The organism is Actinoplanes sp. NPDC051388, from assembly GCF_055586225.1.
Window position 1 is genome coordinate 17925 of sequence record NZ_JBVJIP010000035.1, and the last position, 16427, is coordinate 34351.

The following is a 16427-nucleotide window of genomic DNA, read 5'->3' on the forward strand; positions in this document are numbered from 1 at the left end:
GCAAGCAGACCGGCAGAGCCTCGGGGTAAGCCGTGCGCGGTCGGTTATCAGGAGTTGTCGGTAGGACTGACGCTGATGCGCCGCCCGGTGCGGAACGACTCGATGCAGCGATGTGCAAGAAGCAGCGCCCGGTGGCCGGCCGCCGCGGACACCGGGGGCGGCGCGCCGGCGCGTAATGCGCGCAGGACTGCGTCGACGTGCCGATCGAAGGTGCGGTGAAAGGATCGCGCCTCGTCGTTGATGTATCCGGCGACAGCACGCCCGATGGCGCGCTGTCCCGGCGTCGAATCGACGGCGCCACTATAGTGGTCGGGTGCCCCGTCCCACCAAACAACAGATCGACGATGAGATAGTCGATGCCGCAGCGGCTCTCTTCGCTCAGCACGGCGTAAAAGAAACGTCGGTACAGCGGATCGCCGATGCCGTGGGTTACTCCAAGACGGGGCTTCTGCATCGTTTCCCGTCCAAAGACGCGCTGCGGGCCGCTGTGCTCCAGCGATGCGCCTCGGAGGTGCAGGCCGTCGCCGACGGTGTCGCGAAATTGCGGGGGGCGGAGCGGGACCGGGCGGCGGTCGCGGCCTTGGCCGAGCTCGCCATGCGCCGACCCGGATTCTTCGCGCTGCTGCTCAATGACATTCTGAGCGCGTCGATCCAGGATGAGACCGACGAGGCGCTCTATCCGACCCGGCGGGCTGTCGCGCAGGCGTTTGCATTGACGCCTCGTTCGAGCCTCGACCGCGTTCTGCGGGTGACGGCAGCCATGGGAGCGCTCGCGGTGACCCGTATCGGGCTACGTCGCCGGCTCACCGATCGCGAGGTGCCGGGCCTGGTCGCGCTCGGCATCAACATTCTTCATGGCGGGCTGAAGCCAAAGCGTTGATCGGCGGCCGGCTTACCTTGTACGGGCGGTTCTCGAATCCGTACTGGAGACTTCGTGACCCTTTGACACGTGGCGGAGGGCCTTCCCGTCGGGGTCCTCGGCGGCGTACTGCCGCTCAACCCCGACGCCCGCGTCGATCATGCGCGCTCCATATCGCGTCGGCCAAGCCGAGCAGCTTGCGGCGTTCGTATCCGCTGGCATCGAGTTGCTCGCCGACCGTCTCAGCAAATCGCCCTGGGGGTGCTGCACGAGGACTGCCGATGCGGCGAAGTGGCGCTTGTCGGCGAAACGACCCACCGCGGAGGGCGAGAGCGGCCCGGGTCTCGTACGTGCCCGTGGGCAGATGGTGGATGTCGTCAAGGGTTCGTGAGCAGACCGACGGTCATCCGGTAGCCGTGGGCCGCAGCGAGAATACCTCGGTGGAGGGCGGTGTCGAGATCCCTGGCTAGTGGAGGAGTTTTGCGACGCCGAACTCGAAGCGTTCCTCGAAGGAGTCTTCGATCACTGTCGACGTCACGCGCTGGAGTGCGGGGCGCTGGCCGATGTCCAGGCCGGTGAACCGCTCAGGCATTGCTTGCTCTTCCTGGGTGAGGCCGAGGGTGAAGTAGATCAGGCTCCAGCAGGTCCAGGCCGCCTGTTGTTCCGGTAGGCCTCCGTCGAGGATTGCCGTGATCAGTGCTTCGGCGAAGTCCAAGGTGGCCGGTTCGGCCGCGTAGGTGCCGGTGACGACTTTCGCGCCTTCGCGGTGGGCGAGCAGGGCTGCCCGGTAGCGGCGGGTGAGCTCGGCCGCGCGCTCGCGCCATGCAGCCGGCAGGCCGTCGAGAGAAGCCTCGGCGACGATGGCGTCGGCCATCAGCTCCATCAGCCGGGCTTTACTCTTGGCGTGCCAGAGAACGGTGTTCATCCGTACGCCGAGCCGCTCCGCGATCGTTCGCATTGAGACCGCAGCCACGCCACGTTCGTCGAGGATCTCCAGCGCGGCGCGAACCACGTCCTCTTGACTGTTGGTCACTGACCTAGGGTACTCTCTTCCCCATTGTTGGTCAGTGACCAAGGAGCTGCAATGTACGATGTCGCCATCGTCGGCGCCGGGCCCACCGGCCTCTGGCTGGCCGCTGAGCTGCGGTTGGGCGGAGCATCCGTCACCGTGCTGGAGGCCCGCCAGGAACGCGACCCGAAATCGAAAGCTTTGACGATCCATCCCCGTACCCTCGAGATTCTGGACTGTCGTGGCGTCGTCGAGGCGTTCCTGAATGAGGCGCTACGCATCCCGAACGGTCACTTCGGCGGCCTGCCGGAGCGGATGGATTTCTCAGTCCTGGACACGCCATACCCCTTCACACTGGCGCTTCTTCAGGCTCGTACCGAAGAACTGCTAGAAGATCGCGCGACGGCAATGGGCGCGACCATCCGCCGCGGCTGCGAAGTCGTCGGGCTGACGGGCGCCGGTGTCGAGCTGACAGACGGCAGCCTCGTCGAGGCCCGTTACGTGGTCGGCTGTGACGGCGTCCGCAGCACCGTCCGTGAGGCCGCGGAAATACCCTTTCCGGGCACTGACGCCACGACATGGGGCTGGCTCGGCGATGTGGTACTCGACGCCCCGCCCGAGCACGGCTTCGCCAACATCGCCGGCATCCACGGCGGCCTGATGATCGTGCCGCTGAACGGCGGGATCCACCGGCTCGTTGGCGGCGACCCCGGCAACAATCAGCCCGGATGGCCCGGCGAACTCACCTTCGACGAACTGCGCATGACCGTCCAGCGGATCTCGGGCACGGACTTCGCCATGCGCGACCCGGTGTGGCTGTCCCGCTTCGGCAACGCAACCCGGCAAGCGGCGACCTACCGCAAAGGCAGCGTGCTGCTTGCCGGAGACGCCGCCCACATCCACTTCCCGACCGGAGGCGTCGGCATGAACGTCGGCATCCAGGACGCGCACAACCTCGGCTGGAAACTCGCTGCGGTCGTCACCGGCCGCGCGAACGAGACTTTGCTCGACACCTACCATCAGGAGCGGCACCCGGTCGGGGCGGAGCTGCTTGAGCACACCCGAGCTCAGACGGCGCTGATCACCGCCTACTCGCGCGAAGGCCAAGCACTGCGCGGGGTACTGAGCGAGCTGATCGCCGCCGTCCCGGACCTGTCCCGGGAACTGGCCGAGCGGCTGTCCGGGCTCTCCGTCACGTACGCGACCGGCGAACGCGTCCCCGACCTGAAATTCCCGGACGGCAGCAGACTATTCGAGAGACTCCGCACCGGAGAGCACGTCGAAACCGAAGCAGGACTCGTCCGGCCGGACGGGCACCTCGCATGAGCATCCAACGTCTCAACACCGCGGGCGTCTTCGCCATGCCGGACCTGATCAGCCACGCCGTCAGCAGCGCCGGACGTATCCTCGTGCACCTCTCCGGCCAGGTCGCTTGGGACGCCAACGGCAATCTGACCGGCCCCGGCGACCACGCGGCCCAGGCGGCGAAGATCGCGGACAACATCACCGCCGTGCTGGCGACGGCAAACGCCACCTGGCACGACATCGGCAAAGAGGCCATCTACGTCGTCGACTACCGGCCCGAACTGGTGCCGGCGATCTTCAGCGCCTTGCGCCGCGGGCCGGCCCTCGCGAGCACCCTCATCCCAGTTCCGGCGCTGTTCCAGCCGGGATATCTCATTGAGGTAGAGGTCGTCGCCGCGGTCGCATCGCCGCGGCAGGTGGCCGCGACCAGTGCGGGGTGACGCGCCAACAGGCAGCGGTCCGTGGCGGTAAGGCGACACGGGTCCTGGACCTGCCGTGGTGGGTTTCGGCGCACCGGCTGGCGGGCGACTGTCGCACAGCACCCGGCCACCAGCCGCCAAGGGCTCGTTGTCTCGTGCGCCCACAATGGATGATCATGTCGTGCCGTGGCTTACAATGTCGTCCGGGGCAGCGCCGGCGACACGTCGCTGCCCCGGCATGATCTTTTTCGGACGCCAACTACACCACCGCGGCACCAGCCACATCGAACGCCGTAGTGGGCACTGGGCCGCCAGTTAGGAAAGTGGCCTAGGCCTGTGACAAGCATTAACTATGACGGGGCTTCGGCCGGACTACTCGGCCTGGCCACCGCCTCAAAGGTCTGGGGCGACGCAGACATAACGACTCAGGACACCAGGGCGTCGAAGTCAGCCCTTCAAGGTTTGTCGGGGCCTCGATGGTGCGTTGCTGCCAGGTGCCGCTGACGACCTCTCGGAGAGTTGCCACCGTCCGAGCGGGCTCCAGCCGACGATTGGCGCAGTCGGCGGGCCATCGATGATGAACGGACCGCCCGGCCGGGTCATGAGAGCGGACTACCGTGCAGGGCGGCCGACACTCAGCGGGCCTCGGTGGTGCTGGCGGCGAGCCCGTCGGCACCACCCACCAACCCCTGAGTTCGGAGTCGGCAAGTGAGTTCGGAGTCGGCGAGCCTACGTGAGGTCAGGCTGCCGTCGACGGCAGCACGGCACGTCCTGGCGCGTCGTCAAGGTGTACGCCGGCGTGCCGGCGTACAGCCACGTCGTCGTCGGGCAGTCCTTGGCCGGAGGCGATGGTCGGATAGTGCAGCCCATCGCCTCCGGCTCAACCTGCTTCCTGACGGTGTGTGCGACCGCGCCGCCGCGTGGGTGGCGCGGTCGTCATCATCGTTCGGTGAGGAATCGCTGCAGCCAGCGACCGCTCTTCTTGATTGTTCGGGCCTGCGTCGCATAGTCCACGTAGACGATCCCAAAGCGTCGGCTGAAGCCCCAGGACCACTCGAAGTTGTCCAGCAGGCTCCAGACGAAGTAGCCCCTCAGCGGCACGCCTTCGGACACGACTTGCCGGACGGCGGTGATGTGCTGCTCGAGATACTGTTGCCGGTCGTCGTCCTCGATCGTCCCGTCCGCGGTCGGCGTGTCGGGGTAGGCCGCACCGTTCTCGGTCACGTACAGCGGAAGCTCGGGCGCGAGCTTGTTGACGGCGACGAGGATCTCGCGCAGTCCGGAGGCCTGGATCGGCCAATCCATATGGGTGCGCGGGAGGCCGGTGTCGACGGCGACCACGTTCTCACTGCCCGGCTGGCTGCTGGGCCTGCCGGGGTCCGAGATCGGTCCGTCCGGCGCGGCGACGGTGGTCGGCGTGTAGTAGTTCACGCCCATGAAGTCCAGCGGCGCCGAGATCAGGGACAGATCGTCCTCGTGCTGCGCGAACCACGCCGACATGCCGGTGTCGTCGAGGACGTCGGCAGGGTAATTGCCGAACAGCAACGGCTCGAGGAACAGCCGGTTCTGCAGCCCGTCAACCCGGCGCGCAGCGTCACGGTCCGCCGGGGAGTCCGAGGCGCCGCGGAACGGCGCGAGGTTGAGCGCAATGCCGTAGGAGCCGCCGGACGACCGGATCGCATCGAGGGCCAGGCCGTGACCGAGCAGGAGATGGTGCACGGCCTTGAGCGCATTGACGCCCTCAGATCGGCCGGGCGCGTGCTTGCCGCTGCCGTAGCCGTCGAAGGCCGAGCACCAAGGCTCGTTGAGCGTCATCCAGTGTTTGATCACGTCCGACAGCGCGTCGTGGGTCACCGCTGCGTAGTCACGGAACCGGTCGGCGGTGTCGCGGACCATCCATCCGCCGGTGTCTTCTAGCGCCTGCGGCAGGTCCCAGTGATAAAGCGTCGCGTACGGCGTCACGCCGTTCTCGAGGCACGTCTCGGCCAGCCGTCGGTAGAAGTCGAGACCGGCGGGGTTGGTCGGGCCCGACCCGTTGGGAACGATCCGTGGCCACGCGATGGAGAATCGGTAGGCCGTCAGCCCCAGACTGGCGAGCAACCTGATGTCGTCGGCGAACAACCGGTAATGGTCGTCGGCGACATCTCCGGTGCTTCCATCGGCGATTCGGCCAGGCGTGTGGGCGTAGGTGTCCCAGATGCTCGGGCCGCGACCGTCTGCTGTCACGGCTCCCTCGATCTGGTACGCCGCTGTTGCGGTGCCCCAGATGAATCTGGGCGGGAAGTCGCCTTTGCTGATCATGGTGTGTCTCCTTCGTGCACTGGTGCTGTCACCGGCGGCCTTCGGTCCGGTGCTTCGGTCAGGGAGTCGTTCGCTCGAGGGATGAGCGTGCCGTCCCGCACGGCGGTGATCATCCGGCCGGCTCGCTGACGCGCAGGGTGCCGGCGATGCGGGCAGGTTGGGGTCGGGTGCTGAAGTGCGGCGCTGACGACTCGCTGAGCCATGGCGGCGACTACGTCGATCGCGGCGGCCGATGCCGCAGGGTCCGCGCGTCCCGGTTCCGGTGGACGGCGAGAACCCGCTCGCCGTCCACCGGCTGTGCAGCACGGGGCTCGGACGGCCGGGAACGCCGGGTAGACCGTCAAAGAGTGGGGCATCAGGCTCCGGCGGTGCTTCACGCAGCACGGGTCGGTTTCGATGCCGCTGGCCCTGGCCGAGGGTGGTGCTACGTGTGCTCGGGCTGCGTGGGATCTGGAGCGCTATGTCGGTCGCGTGGCCGTCAGGGCGTTCGTGCCCGGAGGGCGCCCAGGCGAGCGAGCTGCCGTCGGTGCAGTCTGCAGAGAAAGTCGGTCCGTTCGGCTCGAGCAACGGGCAGCCTTCGCCTGGCAATGATCATTTGTGCTCCTCAATGACGACAGGCTTCGACTCGGGGGTCAGTTGCTACCGATGGCGTGGTGTGCAGACCGGCGACCGGTGGTGCCGGACCTACCCTAGAGTGAAAACCGTACGACTGCTATATTTTAACTGAATGCCATTGCTCTTGCCGGCTCAAATTGTAACAGTCGTCCTAAGTTCGCTGCGTCGTCCCCCTCGGCCCAAGTTGCCGTCGTCGTTGGGGAGCCACCGGCCGGGGAAGCGGCCGCCTCCGGCATGGAATCGGACCGGCGGGCAAACCGCTGACCATCGGCCGTGTCCCGGACGTCCGCCACGTACGGCCTAGCTCGACGACCCTGATCACTGGGAGTGACCCGCCGATGAACCAGGATCCTTACCGCGACTCGTCCCTCTCGACGGAGGAGCGGGTCCGTGACCTGTTGGGCAGGATGACGTTAGAAGAGAAGGCTGCCCAGACGGCGGCGCCGTTCGGGGCGGTCGTCGATGTGCACACAGTGCCCGAAACGGGTTGGGGCGGGGTGGCGGCGGGATTGTCTACGCTCGGGCTGCTGCCACGCGAGACGGCACAGCTGGCGAACGAGCTTCAACGCAAGCACGTCGAGGGCACCCGCCTCGGGGTGCCCGTGCTCCTCGCCGAGGAGGCGCTGGTCGGGTTGAAGGTGCGGGATGCGACCTCGTTCCCGGACGCGATCGCCCAAGCCGCCACCTGGGAGCCCGAGTTGATCGAGCGGATGGCGCGCACGATCGGCGTCCAGATGGCTCGTCTCGGTGTGCGCCAAGCGCTGTCCCCGCTCGCTGACGTCGCCCGGGATCCCCGGTGGGGTCGTGTCGAGGAGACGTACGGCGAGGAGCCGTTTCTGGTCGGGGCGATGGCGACGGGGTTCGTCCGAGGGCTCCAGAATGCGGTCGAGGGCGTTCCGCTCATCGCCACCCTGAAACACTTCGTCGGATACAGCGCCAGTGACGGCGGGCGAAACACGGAGGCGGCTCAGCTCGGCGGGAACGAGCTGCGTGAGGTGCACGCCCCGCCGTTCGAGCGAGCGATCCGCGAGGGCGGTGCGCAAGGCGTGATGCCCGCGTACAACGCGATCGACCGTGTGCCCGTCTCCGGGTCGAAGGCCTACCTGACCGGACTGCTGCGCGAGCAGCTGGGATTCAGCGGCCTGGTGATCTCCGATCTTGGGGCGGTCGCGCAGCTGCACACCAAGCACGGCACTGCGGGCGACAGCTGCCAGGCCATCGCGCAGGCGCTACGGGCCGGCGTGGACCTGATTCTAGACAACACGGTGTGGTCCGAGCAGGTCGTCGAAGCCGTCCGGTCGGGCGTCCTGCCCGAGGCGGACCTCGACCGCGCGGTGGCCGGTGTGTTGCGGGCGAAGTTCGCGCTCGGATTGTTCGAGCGACCGTATGTCGACCTCGACGCTGTGCCTAAGACGTTCGATTCGGAGCAGGAGCGCGGGTTGGCGCGCACCATCGCGGAGAAGGCGGTGGTTCTGCTGCGGAACGATCCGGTCGACGGTGCCCCGATCCTTCCTCTCAGCAGCTCACCCCGCACGATCGCCGTGATCGGCCCGAATGCTGATCGGCCGATGGGTCAGCTGGCCAGTTACAGCTATCAGGTCCTTGACAGCGGGACCAAGCGGTTCGCGCTCGCCGCCGACCCGCAGGCGCGCATGGAGGATCCGCACAAGGTGGCTCCGGACGATGTCCGCCTTCTGGTCGAGTCTGTTCCGGTCGTAACGTTTTTGGAGGGGATCCGACGTCGGGCCGGCAACGATGCGACCGTGTTGTACGAACGCGGCTGTCCCGTCGCCGCGGAGGATCGATCGGACTTTGCGGCGGCGGTGGCGGCAGCCGCCGCCGCGGAGATCGCGGTGCTGGTCGTGGGTGACCAAGCAGGGATCAACGCGGCCGGTACGGTCGGCGAAGGCCTCGACAGCGCGGAGTGCGAGCTGCCGGGTGTGCAGCGTGAGCTTGTCGAGGCTGTCGTGGCGACCGGCACCCCGACGGTTGTGGTGCTCAGTCATGGTCGTCCCTACGTCCTCGGCTGGATGGCCGAAACGGTGCCGGCGATCCTCACCGCGTTCTTCGGCGGAGAGGAGGCCGGAAGTGCCGTCGCGTCCGTCCTCTTCGGAGACGCCAATCCTGCCGGCCGCCTACCGGTCGCGTTGCTGGGGACGGCCGGGGCGGCACCCGTTCCGTACTGGCGGGCCCTGCAGCGGGAGTCCTACATCGACGGGTCGACAGCGGCGATCTTCCCGTTCGGGCACGGGCTGAGCTACACGCGCTTCGAGTACCGCGACCTCGCGGTGGCCAGCGCCGACGTGCCGACGGATGGACTGGTGCGGTTTTCGCTCACGGTCGCCAACATCGGTGAGCTGGCCGGCGACGAGGTGGTGCAGGTGTACGGCCAGGACGTTGTCGGGAGTACCGTACGGCCGGGACGTATGCTCGTTGCGTTCCGTCGCCTGCAACTTGAGCCGGGTGCGGCGGCACGACTGTCGGTCGAAGTGCCGTCCAGTGTCTTCGCGCTCTGGGACGCTGAGGAACGCTGGGTGGTGGAGCCCGGCGAAATTCAGTTCTTCATCGGGGCTTCGTCTGCCGACATCCGGCTCCACACCACCGTGCATCTGACCGGTGGCGACGTCCTGTCCGGGTTCGGCCACGCCACCGCCAGCCGGATCGTAGTCGACTATCGATGCTCGTTGCACTGACGGTCTTCCCTGTCTCCAAACTGTAGCAGCTGTACTAATTTCATGTTACGGTCTCGTTGCCCCGGCCGGGATCACGTTCGTCAATGAATGGCTGCTTTGGAGGTACGGGTGAGAAACCAACGAACAGCGTTGCCCCGCGCATGCGGCCGGGTCCTGCGCTCTGTCTATGGGGGCCGGCATGCTCAAACACGTGCCCTCCGAGTGGACGGGTCACGACGGCTCGGCGCGCTCGCTGTTGTCACTGTGCTCACGTTCGTCGGCAGCGTCTTCATGCCGACGACGGCAGCGAACGCGGCGGTCTTTACGCTACGGTCGCAGGCGGCGAGACAGGGTGTCCTCATCGGATCCGGGGCGATCAACCCCGCTTATCTCGATGATCCCAACTTCGCGAAGGTGCTCGCGCGGCAGTTCAACAGCCTGTCACCTGAGAACGAACTCAAGTGGGACAACAGCGAACCGCAGCGCGGCGTCTTCGATTTCACCAAGCTCGACCGGCTCATCAGCTTCGCGAAACAGAACCGCATGGCGGTGAAAGGCCATGGCCTCATCTCCGGGTGCTGCAACCCGGCCTGGCTCGAGCAGATCCAGACGCCGGACGAGCTGCGCGCCGCGATGACCGTCCACTTCAACACGATCATGCGTCAGTACGCGGGGAAGATGGACCGGTGGGATGTCGCCACCGAGGTCCTCTCCACGTTCGGCGGCACCGGGCTCGATCAGAACTACTTCTACCGGGTCCTGGGCCCCGACTACCTCGCCGAGACGTTCCGCATCGCGCACGCCGCGAACCCCAAAGCCAAACTCTTCCTCAACGAATCTCTGGTCGAGTACTACCCGGCCAAGCGTCAGGAGCTCTATGACCTCGTCGCCGACCTGGTGCGCAGGGGCGTGCCGATCGATGGTGTCGGCCTCGAGAATCACATGACCTACGCGGCGCCGGAGCCCGGCGTAATCACCGGCATCGTGAACTCCTACAAGGCACTCGGCCTCGAGGTGGCCATCACCGAACTGGACGTGCACCTGAATCCGCTTCCCAACAACGGCGAGTTCATCGACCAGGCGAAGATCTACGGCGACGTGGTCAACGAGGCATTGAACGCAGGAGTGCGCGACATCAGCTTCTGGGGCTTCACCGACAAGCACGCGTACACCTGGGTGCCGGGCGCGAAGCCGCTGATGTTTGATGACCAGTACCGTCCGAAGCCGGCCTTCTTCGCCACCTGGGGCGCGCTGGTGTCACATTGACCCCGGATCGGTCGTCTAGCGTGAGGCGATACCTGCCCTGACAGGAGTCATCTCTCGGTGTCCGCCGACCGCGGCCGGTGCGCCGAGAGATGACTCCTTTATGAGGCCCAGGGCCGTCTCGGGCTCGTCACCGCGCCGCCTTGGATCAAGCCTTGCGAACGAGGGCCTCCGGAATCATCCCCTCGAGGAACGCGCGCATGGCGCTCTCCATATCGGTCGACGGATCGATGAGCCACTGCAACTGGACGCCGTCCCAGGTGCCGAGCAGCAACCTGCTCAGCAGATGAGGATCGCGGACCGAATCGATCCGCCCCTCCGCCTGGTCATAGGCGAACGCCTCGGCGAGTGATGCGCTTTTCGTCCGATACCTATCGACGAACCAGGCGTGAGCAGGATGATCCGGGGCGGACGACTCCGCGGCCAGGATCGCCAGGAGCCTGAGCAGTTCCGGCCGTTCGAGATTTGACCGCACCCTGCCAATGGTGGCGAGCGCGACGCCGCGCTCAACGCAATCGGCCTCGAAATCGAACGGTGCAAAGCCGGTGCCGACGGTTTTATCTGCCCGTTCCAGCACTGCTTCGAGGAGCTCGTATTTCGTGCCGAAGTGGTGCACGACGCTGCTCAGGCTCAAATCGAGCTGGCGGGAGATGTCGCGCAACGTCCCGCCATGGTAGCCGCGAGTCGCGAAGACAGTGGTAGCTGCCTCGAGGATCTCCGTGGAGCGCTGTGCCGACTTGGCATACGGGCCTCGAACACGGGCGGGCTTCGTCGCGTTCATGCCAAAACCTTAGTACGCCGACTGGCCTTCCCGAGGTGGACGCAAAGGCCAACGCATGTCGCTTGCCACAAGTTGACGCCGGTGGGTCAGGCGCTGGGCCGCGATGGGATGCGAGCAGTGCATCGTTACAAATCCTTAACCGAGAGAAAATGTGTCAGCTGTACGGCTTTCGTTGTAGTGTCGCCTCAACCCACCCCTGGGTTGCTCCAAGAAGCCTGATCACACCCCTATGCCAGGAGTCTGACATGAACAGATACGAATTGATCAGTAGGCGGCGGTTGCTCAAGGGTGCGGCGGTAGCCGCCGGCGGCGTCGCGGCAGGGTCGCTGCTCGGCGCCTGCGACGCGGGCTCGTCCGGTGGTGACGGCACGGTGACCCTCACCGTGATGTGCGGCGCCCAAGACCTTTCCAAGGAAAACATCGCCGACTTCGAGGCCAAGAATCCCGGGATCAAGATCAGCACACTGAACACGGATACGACGCGCCTCAACACCATGCTCGCCTCGGGCAACCCGCCGGACATCACGGTCGGCGGTGCTGTCGGCAGCGCGAACAACAACGCCCGAGGCTTAGCGACGGACCTGACGCCGTACCTGGAGAAGAGCCAGGTGTTGAAGAAGGACGACCTCCAGCCGGTCAACGACAGCTTCCGCTGGGACGGCCGCAAGATCGGCCAAGGGCCGTACTACGGCATCGTCAAGGACTGGAGCCAGGACGCTACGCTCTGGTACAACACTGCGCTGTTCGATCAGGCCAAGGTGCCCTACCTGAGTGACACCCAGCCCACCAGCTACGACGATCTGCTGGCCATGGCAAAGCGGTTGACCGTCAAGCAGGGCGGGACGACCAAGGTCTTCGGCCTCGGTCTCGAGTGGGCGTGGAGCCTGTTCGCCCCGATGGCGATGATGGTGATGCAGCAGGGCGGGCAGCTGTACAACGCGGACCTGACCGAGGTCGACTTTACGGCGGCGGCGCCGCGTCGCGCATTCAGCTGGTATGTCGACTTCGCCCGGGCCGGTGTGGGGCCGACGTCATTGAATCCGCTGCCGGACGGCGCGGACCAGTCCACGTTCAGTGCCAAGCGGATGGCCATCACCCAGGACGGCTACTGGTTCGGCGGCAACTTCATCAAGGACGCCGCCATCAACGGCAGCGTCCGGATGGCGCCCGCCCCGGTCATGGGTGACAAGCGGGTAAGCCCCTGCTACACCGGTCAGGGCATGTGGATTCCGGCCAAGGCGAAGAACAAGGACGAGGCCTGGAAGTTCATGGAGTACTTCATGGCCGGACCACTCGCCGAAGGCCGTGCCACGAGCGGGTGGGGGCTTCCGTCCCTGAAGTCGTTGCTGCCCAAGCTGCCCCAGGAACTGCCGTACCAGAAGCAGGCCTACACCGTTGCCCAGAAAGAGCTGCAGTACACGGCCCCACTCCCGGACTCGCCGTACATCACGGTGGACGCGATGAACAGCGCGATCGACAAGCAGCTGCAGCGGGCGATCAAGAACGAGGTGACTGTCGACGCCGCCTGCGCCGCGATCACCGACGAGGTCAACAAGCTCCTGAAGCAGGGCAAAGAGCGGATCGGCTGAAGTTGACATGGCGCGACGCGGCTGGTCCCGATATCCGAGAAGGACCTTCTACCTGTTCGTGGCGCCGTGGGTGGTGGGCTTTCTCCTGCTGACCGCGGTGCCGATGGTCTACGCCTTCCTCGTCAGTCTGACCAACTTCGACGGCAGCTCACCGCGCTGGAGCTGGGTTGGCCTGCAGAACTACACCGAACTGCTCGGCGACCAGGATGCCAGAGCGGCGCTCATCAGGACGATCGGCTTCACCGCGATAGCGGTGCCGCTCAGTGTGGCCGGCTCGCTGTTCCTGGCCGTGTTGCTCAACCGCCGGCTCAAGGCGGTGGGGCTCTGGCGCACGGTCTTCTTCCTGCCCTCGGTGGTTCCCGTGGTCGCGACAGCGATCATGTGGAAGCTCGTCCTGAACCGCGACGCCGGCATCCTCAACGCCATCCTCGGCGTGGCGAAGATCGGCCCGATCAGCTGGCTGATCGATCCGATGGCTTTCTACGCCCTCATTCTCCTGACCTTGTGGAGCATCGGTGGCGGCATGATCATCATGCTCGCCGCGTTGCAGGGCGTGCCGACCGAGCTCGAGGAAGCGGCCCGTGTCGACGGCGCCGGCCGCTGGACGGTGTTCCGGCACGTGACGGTGCCGATGATCTCGCCGGTCCTCTACTTCCAGGTGGTCACTGGCGTCATCGCATCGTTGCAGATCATCGTCCAACCGTTGCTGCTGGCCCAGACCAACAGCATCGCCGCCGTCGGTCAGGTGCCGCAGAGCACGCATCTGTACATGGTTCAGGTGTACCAGGAGTTCTTTCTCGGCAATCGCTTCGGGTACGGCTCGGCGATGCTGTGGGTCTTCTTCGTCGTCATCCTGGTCTTCACCTTGCTGATCCAGCGGTCGAGCCGCCTGTGGGTCCACTACGAGGTTGACAGCGATGCAGCCCGTTAGGAGTCGTTCGGTGAACGTGAGCACACTTCGTCCGGCCGCCGGCCCGACCGGGGCCGAGGCGGCTCCGGTGGTCGGGCGCAAGCGGCGCCTGAGCACCGGCGGTGTCTACGTGTTACTTCTGGCGTTGGCGGCGCTGTTCGCGGGACCATTCGTCTGGCTGGTCCTGGCGGCGCTCAAGAGCCGCGAGGAGTGGGGATCGGCGACGCCTCATCTGCTGCCCGCGCACGCGCAGTGGAGCAATTTCAGCCACGCGTTGACGGACGTCAACTTCGGTGCCTATGCCCTGAACTCGTTGTTCCTGGCGACGATCTATTCGGTTCTGGTGACTCTGTCCAGCGCGGCGGTCGGTTTTGGGTTCGCCCGGCTGAACGCTCCGGGCAAGCGGGTCCTGTTCGTCGTGATCCTGTCGACGATGATGTTGCCGCAGGTGCTGACGCTCCTGCCCACGTACGTGATGTTCTCACGGATCGGGCTGGTGAACACCTATTGGCCCTGGGTGCTGTGGGGCCTGGCGGCCTCCCCGTATCTGGTGTTCTTGTTCCGGCAGTTCTTCGCGGCGATCCCGCGCGAGCTGGAGGACGCGGCGATCATCGACGGATGCGGCTGGGGGCGCATCTTCTTCCGGATCTTCCTACCGCTGTCGCGTCCGGTGCTGGTCACGGCGTTTCTGCTGTCATTCACCTGGACCTGGGGTGACTACATCGCACCGGCCCTGCTGCTCGATACCGACCACACGACGCTGTCGGTCGCTATCACGGCCTCCTACAGGGATCCGGTGGGCAACGCCATCCCGACGGTGCAGGCTGCCGGGGCGGCGCTCTACGTCGTGCCCGTGCTGCTGATCTTCCTGTTCGCTCAACGCTATTTCGTCCGGGGCGTTCTCGGGTCCGGGGTCAAGGGATGAAGGCCTTGTCGGCCTGACGGCGAGCCCCATGGAGCTGCAGTTGCACAGCGACATCGGCTTCCAGCAAGTCAGCCAGGCTCTCGACGTCGTCGACCGGTGGGGTGGTCGGCGTCGGGAGCCAGTAAGCAGCACTCACCCCGCCCCGGTCAGCAAGGAGACAACGCCGATGCTCCACGTGGCTCGCGATTCGTCGATGTCGTAGCAAGCCCACAAGGCAGAGCAGTCCTCGATCGCTGCGTACCCGGCATCACCGAGCCCGAGGTCAACGGCGCAGGCCGGGGAGACTCGCCTGCTCATGATGTTCCCTCACCTGCCGGCGTTCACGAACGGCCGGAGCACGCCGATGAGCTCTGGGCGGCCCTTGCGGCGGTGCAGGACGGTGACCCGCCTCCGCGGCACGGCGAACGGATCGCTGCTCGCGACGACTATGAAGACGATTCGATCGTCCCCGGCTCGGCGACGGTCGGCGTCCCAGCGGCTGTGCAGCAGTGGGCAATCTGCGAGATCGTCTTGCACGGCCCATGACAACCCGTTCGTCGATGTCGAGCTGTCCGCGGTCTTCTCGAACGGTGCCCGTGACCTGAATGCCGGAGGGTTCTACGACGGCAACGGGGTGTATCGGATCCGAATGCTGGCCGAGGAGAAGGGCACCTGGCAGTTCGAGACCCGATCGACCGCACGCTCCCTCGACGGCGTCCGCGGCACATTCGTCGTCGGACAGCCGGCCGGCACTGCACTCGGCCCGGTTCGTGTGGACGGACGGCATTTTCGCGTACGCCGACGGCACGCGGTACCGCCCGGTCGGGACGACCCTGTACGCGCGTGGACGCATCAGCCCGAACAGCTGCAGGAACGTACCGTGAAGGCGCTCGCAAGCGCGCCCTTCACGAAGGTCCGTATGGGCGTGTTTCCCAAGGCGTATGAGTACAACTCGAACGACCCAGGACGGTACCCGATTCCCAAAGACCCTGGCGGATACTGGGACGTCACCCGATTCGACCCGATGTACTTCGCCGATCTCGAACAGCAGATTGCCCGGCTCGGCGAGCTCGGAATCCAGGCCGATGTGATTCTCTTCCACCCGTACGACCGATGGGGATTCATGGACCTCGGTCCGGCCGTGGACGACCGCTACGTGTCGTACGTCGTCCGGCGGCTCGCCGCCTTCCCGCACGTGTGGTGGTCCCTGGCCAACGAGGACGACTCCTCTCGTGACTGGAGGGGGAGGGGGCTATCGGAGTCGGAACTCGACGAGATCGAACAGCGGGCGGCGCGGGCGTTCAATGCGGCGCCAAGACCGTGGCAGCCGTGGCTGGAGACCCGCGACCGCATCGGCGGTTGCAGCGTGGTGCGTTGCGGCGAGGACTCTGATGCTGATCCGCTTCCGGGTTCGGCGTGGTCGCCTGTGGGCCTGGAACCAGCGCACCTGCCCGCAGCCTGCCGCACGGCGGTACCCGGACCAGACGCCGACCAGCTCGTCTGCTCATCGATCTGGCTGACAAGATCAGGTTGACCACCGGTTTCGTGCAAGCGCTCGGGCTGGACCGGGTTCGCCGTCCGGCGCATGAGCCGGGCCGTGTCGCGGTCGATCTGACGGTGTTGCTGGCCGACGGAGGCGAAGCCATCACGGATTTGGCAGTGCTGCGGCAGCAGCCCGGTCTGTTCGGGCCGGTGGCATCGGATTCGATGGCGTGGCGGGTCCTCGACGCGATCGACACCCCGGCCCTGGCCCGGTTGCGGGCGGCTCGCGCCGCCGCGGGCGGAAACCATACGTGTGCT

Annotated in this window: 13 protein-coding genes and 1 pseudogene; 10 read left to right on the forward strand and 4 right to left on the reverse strand. The window is 66.2% G+C overall.

Annotation, left to right across the window (positions count from 1 at the left end):
* Window positions 1–47 precede the first annotated feature (47 nt).
* Window positions 48–365: a Gfo/Idh/MocA family oxidoreductase gene (locus tag ACZ6TI_RS47240; protein WP_465351912.1), complete on the reverse strand. Its 318-nt coding sequence runs from the start codon at window positions 363–365 to the stop codon at window positions 48–50.
* On the opposite strand from ACZ6TI_RS47240, the gene ACZ6TI_RS47245 reads away from it, so the two are divergent.
* On the forward strand, window positions 314–880 hold the full coding sequence (locus ACZ6TI_RS47245) for a TetR/AcrR family transcriptional regulator (RefSeq protein ID WP_465351871.1): 567 nt from the start codon (window positions 314–316) through the stop codon (window positions 878–880). The two genes, ACZ6TI_RS47240 and ACZ6TI_RS47245, sit on opposite strands and share 52 nt — an antisense overlap.
* Window positions 881–1325: 445 nt before the next feature.
* On the opposite strand, the gene ACZ6TI_RS47250 is transcribed toward ACZ6TI_RS47245, so the two are convergent.
* Window positions 1326–1892 carry a TetR/AcrR family transcriptional regulator C-terminal domain-containing protein gene (locus ACZ6TI_RS47250; protein ID WP_465351872.1) on the reverse strand — a complete coding sequence of 189 codons (567 nt, stop codon included), beginning with the start codon at window positions 1890–1892 and terminating at the stop codon, window positions 1326–1328.
* Between the two features lie 51 nt (window positions 1893–1943).
* Between ACZ6TI_RS47250 and ACZ6TI_RS47255 the strand changes: the two genes are divergently transcribed.
* Together ACZ6TI_RS47255 and ACZ6TI_RS47260 are read left to right on the forward strand one after the other, a co-directional pair.
* On the forward strand, window positions 1944–3194 hold the full coding sequence (locus ACZ6TI_RS47255; protein WP_465351873.1) for an FAD-dependent monooxygenase: 1251 nt from the start codon (window positions 1944–1946) through the stop codon (window positions 3192–3194).
* Window positions 3191–3613: a RidA family protein gene (locus tag ACZ6TI_RS47260; RefSeq protein ID WP_465351874.1), complete on the forward strand. Its 423-nt coding sequence runs from the start codon at window positions 3191–3193 to the stop codon at window positions 3611–3613. The genes ACZ6TI_RS47255 and ACZ6TI_RS47260 overlap by 4 nt, the downstream gene beginning before the upstream one ends.
* Before the next feature lie 918 nt (window positions 3614–4531).
* Here ACZ6TI_RS47260 and ACZ6TI_RS47265 read toward each other — a convergent pair.
* Window positions 4532–5893, reverse strand: coding sequence for a GH1 family beta-glucosidase (locus ACZ6TI_RS47265; RefSeq protein ID WP_465351875.1), 1362 nt, complete (start codon window positions 5891–5893; stop codon window positions 4532–4534).
* Window positions 5894–6846: 953 nt separating this feature from the next.
* On the opposite strand from ACZ6TI_RS47265, the gene ACZ6TI_RS47270 reads away from it, so the two are divergent.
* Window positions 6847–9201 (forward strand): glycoside hydrolase family 3 N-terminal domain-containing protein, encoded by a 2355-nt coding sequence (locus tag ACZ6TI_RS47270; protein WP_465351876.1) that lies wholly within the window; start codon window positions 6847–6849, stop codon window positions 9199–9201.
* Between the two features lie 243 nt (window positions 9202–9444).
* The gene (locus tag ACZ6TI_RS47275) at window positions 9445–10446 is read left to right on the forward strand and encodes an endo-1,4-beta-xylanase (protein ID WP_465351877.1); all 1002 of its coding nucleotides are present in this window, start codon (window positions 9445–9447) and stop codon (window positions 10444–10446) included.
* A 145-nt stretch (window positions 10447–10591) separates the two neighbouring features.
* Here ACZ6TI_RS47275 and ACZ6TI_RS47280 read toward each other — a convergent pair whose 3' ends face one another.
* Complete coding sequence (locus ACZ6TI_RS47280) at window positions 10592–11224, reverse strand: TetR/AcrR family transcriptional regulator (RefSeq protein WP_465351878.1); 633 nt, start codon at window positions 11222–11224, stop codon at window positions 10592–10594.
* Between the two features lie 245 nt (window positions 11225–11469).
* On the opposite strand from ACZ6TI_RS47280, the gene ACZ6TI_RS47285 reads away from it, so the two are divergent.
* The 5 genes and pseudogenes from ACZ6TI_RS47285 to ACZ6TI_RS47305 form a co-directional block, all read left to right on the forward strand.
* Complete coding sequence (locus ACZ6TI_RS47285; RefSeq protein WP_465351879.1) at window positions 11470–12813, forward strand: ABC transporter substrate-binding protein; 1344 nt, start codon at window positions 11470–11472, stop codon at window positions 12811–12813.
* Between the two features lie 7 nt (window positions 12814–12820).
* A complete protein-coding gene (locus ACZ6TI_RS47290) occupies window positions 12821–13744 on the forward strand; it encodes a carbohydrate ABC transporter permease (protein WP_465351880.1) in 924 nt (307 codons plus the stop codon).
* Window positions 13745–13811: 67 nt separating this feature from the next.
* Window positions 13812–14648, forward strand: coding sequence for a carbohydrate ABC transporter permease (locus ACZ6TI_RS47295; protein WP_465351881.1), 837 nt, complete (start codon window positions 13812–13814; stop codon window positions 14646–14648).
* A 427-nt stretch (window positions 14649–15075) separates the two neighbouring features.
* The gene (locus ACZ6TI_RS47300) at window positions 15076–16161 is read left to right on the forward strand and encodes a DUF5060 domain-containing protein (protein ID WP_465351913.1); all 1086 of its coding nucleotides are present in this window, start codon (window positions 15076–15078) and stop codon (window positions 16159–16161) included.
* A pseudogene (locus tag ACZ6TI_RS47305) lies at window positions 16122–16406 on the forward strand (IS1380 family transposase); the annotation flags it as partial. The gene ACZ6TI_RS47300 and the pseudogene ACZ6TI_RS47305, both read left to right, overlap by 40 nt.
* Between the last annotated feature and the right edge of the window lie 21 nt (window positions 16407–16427).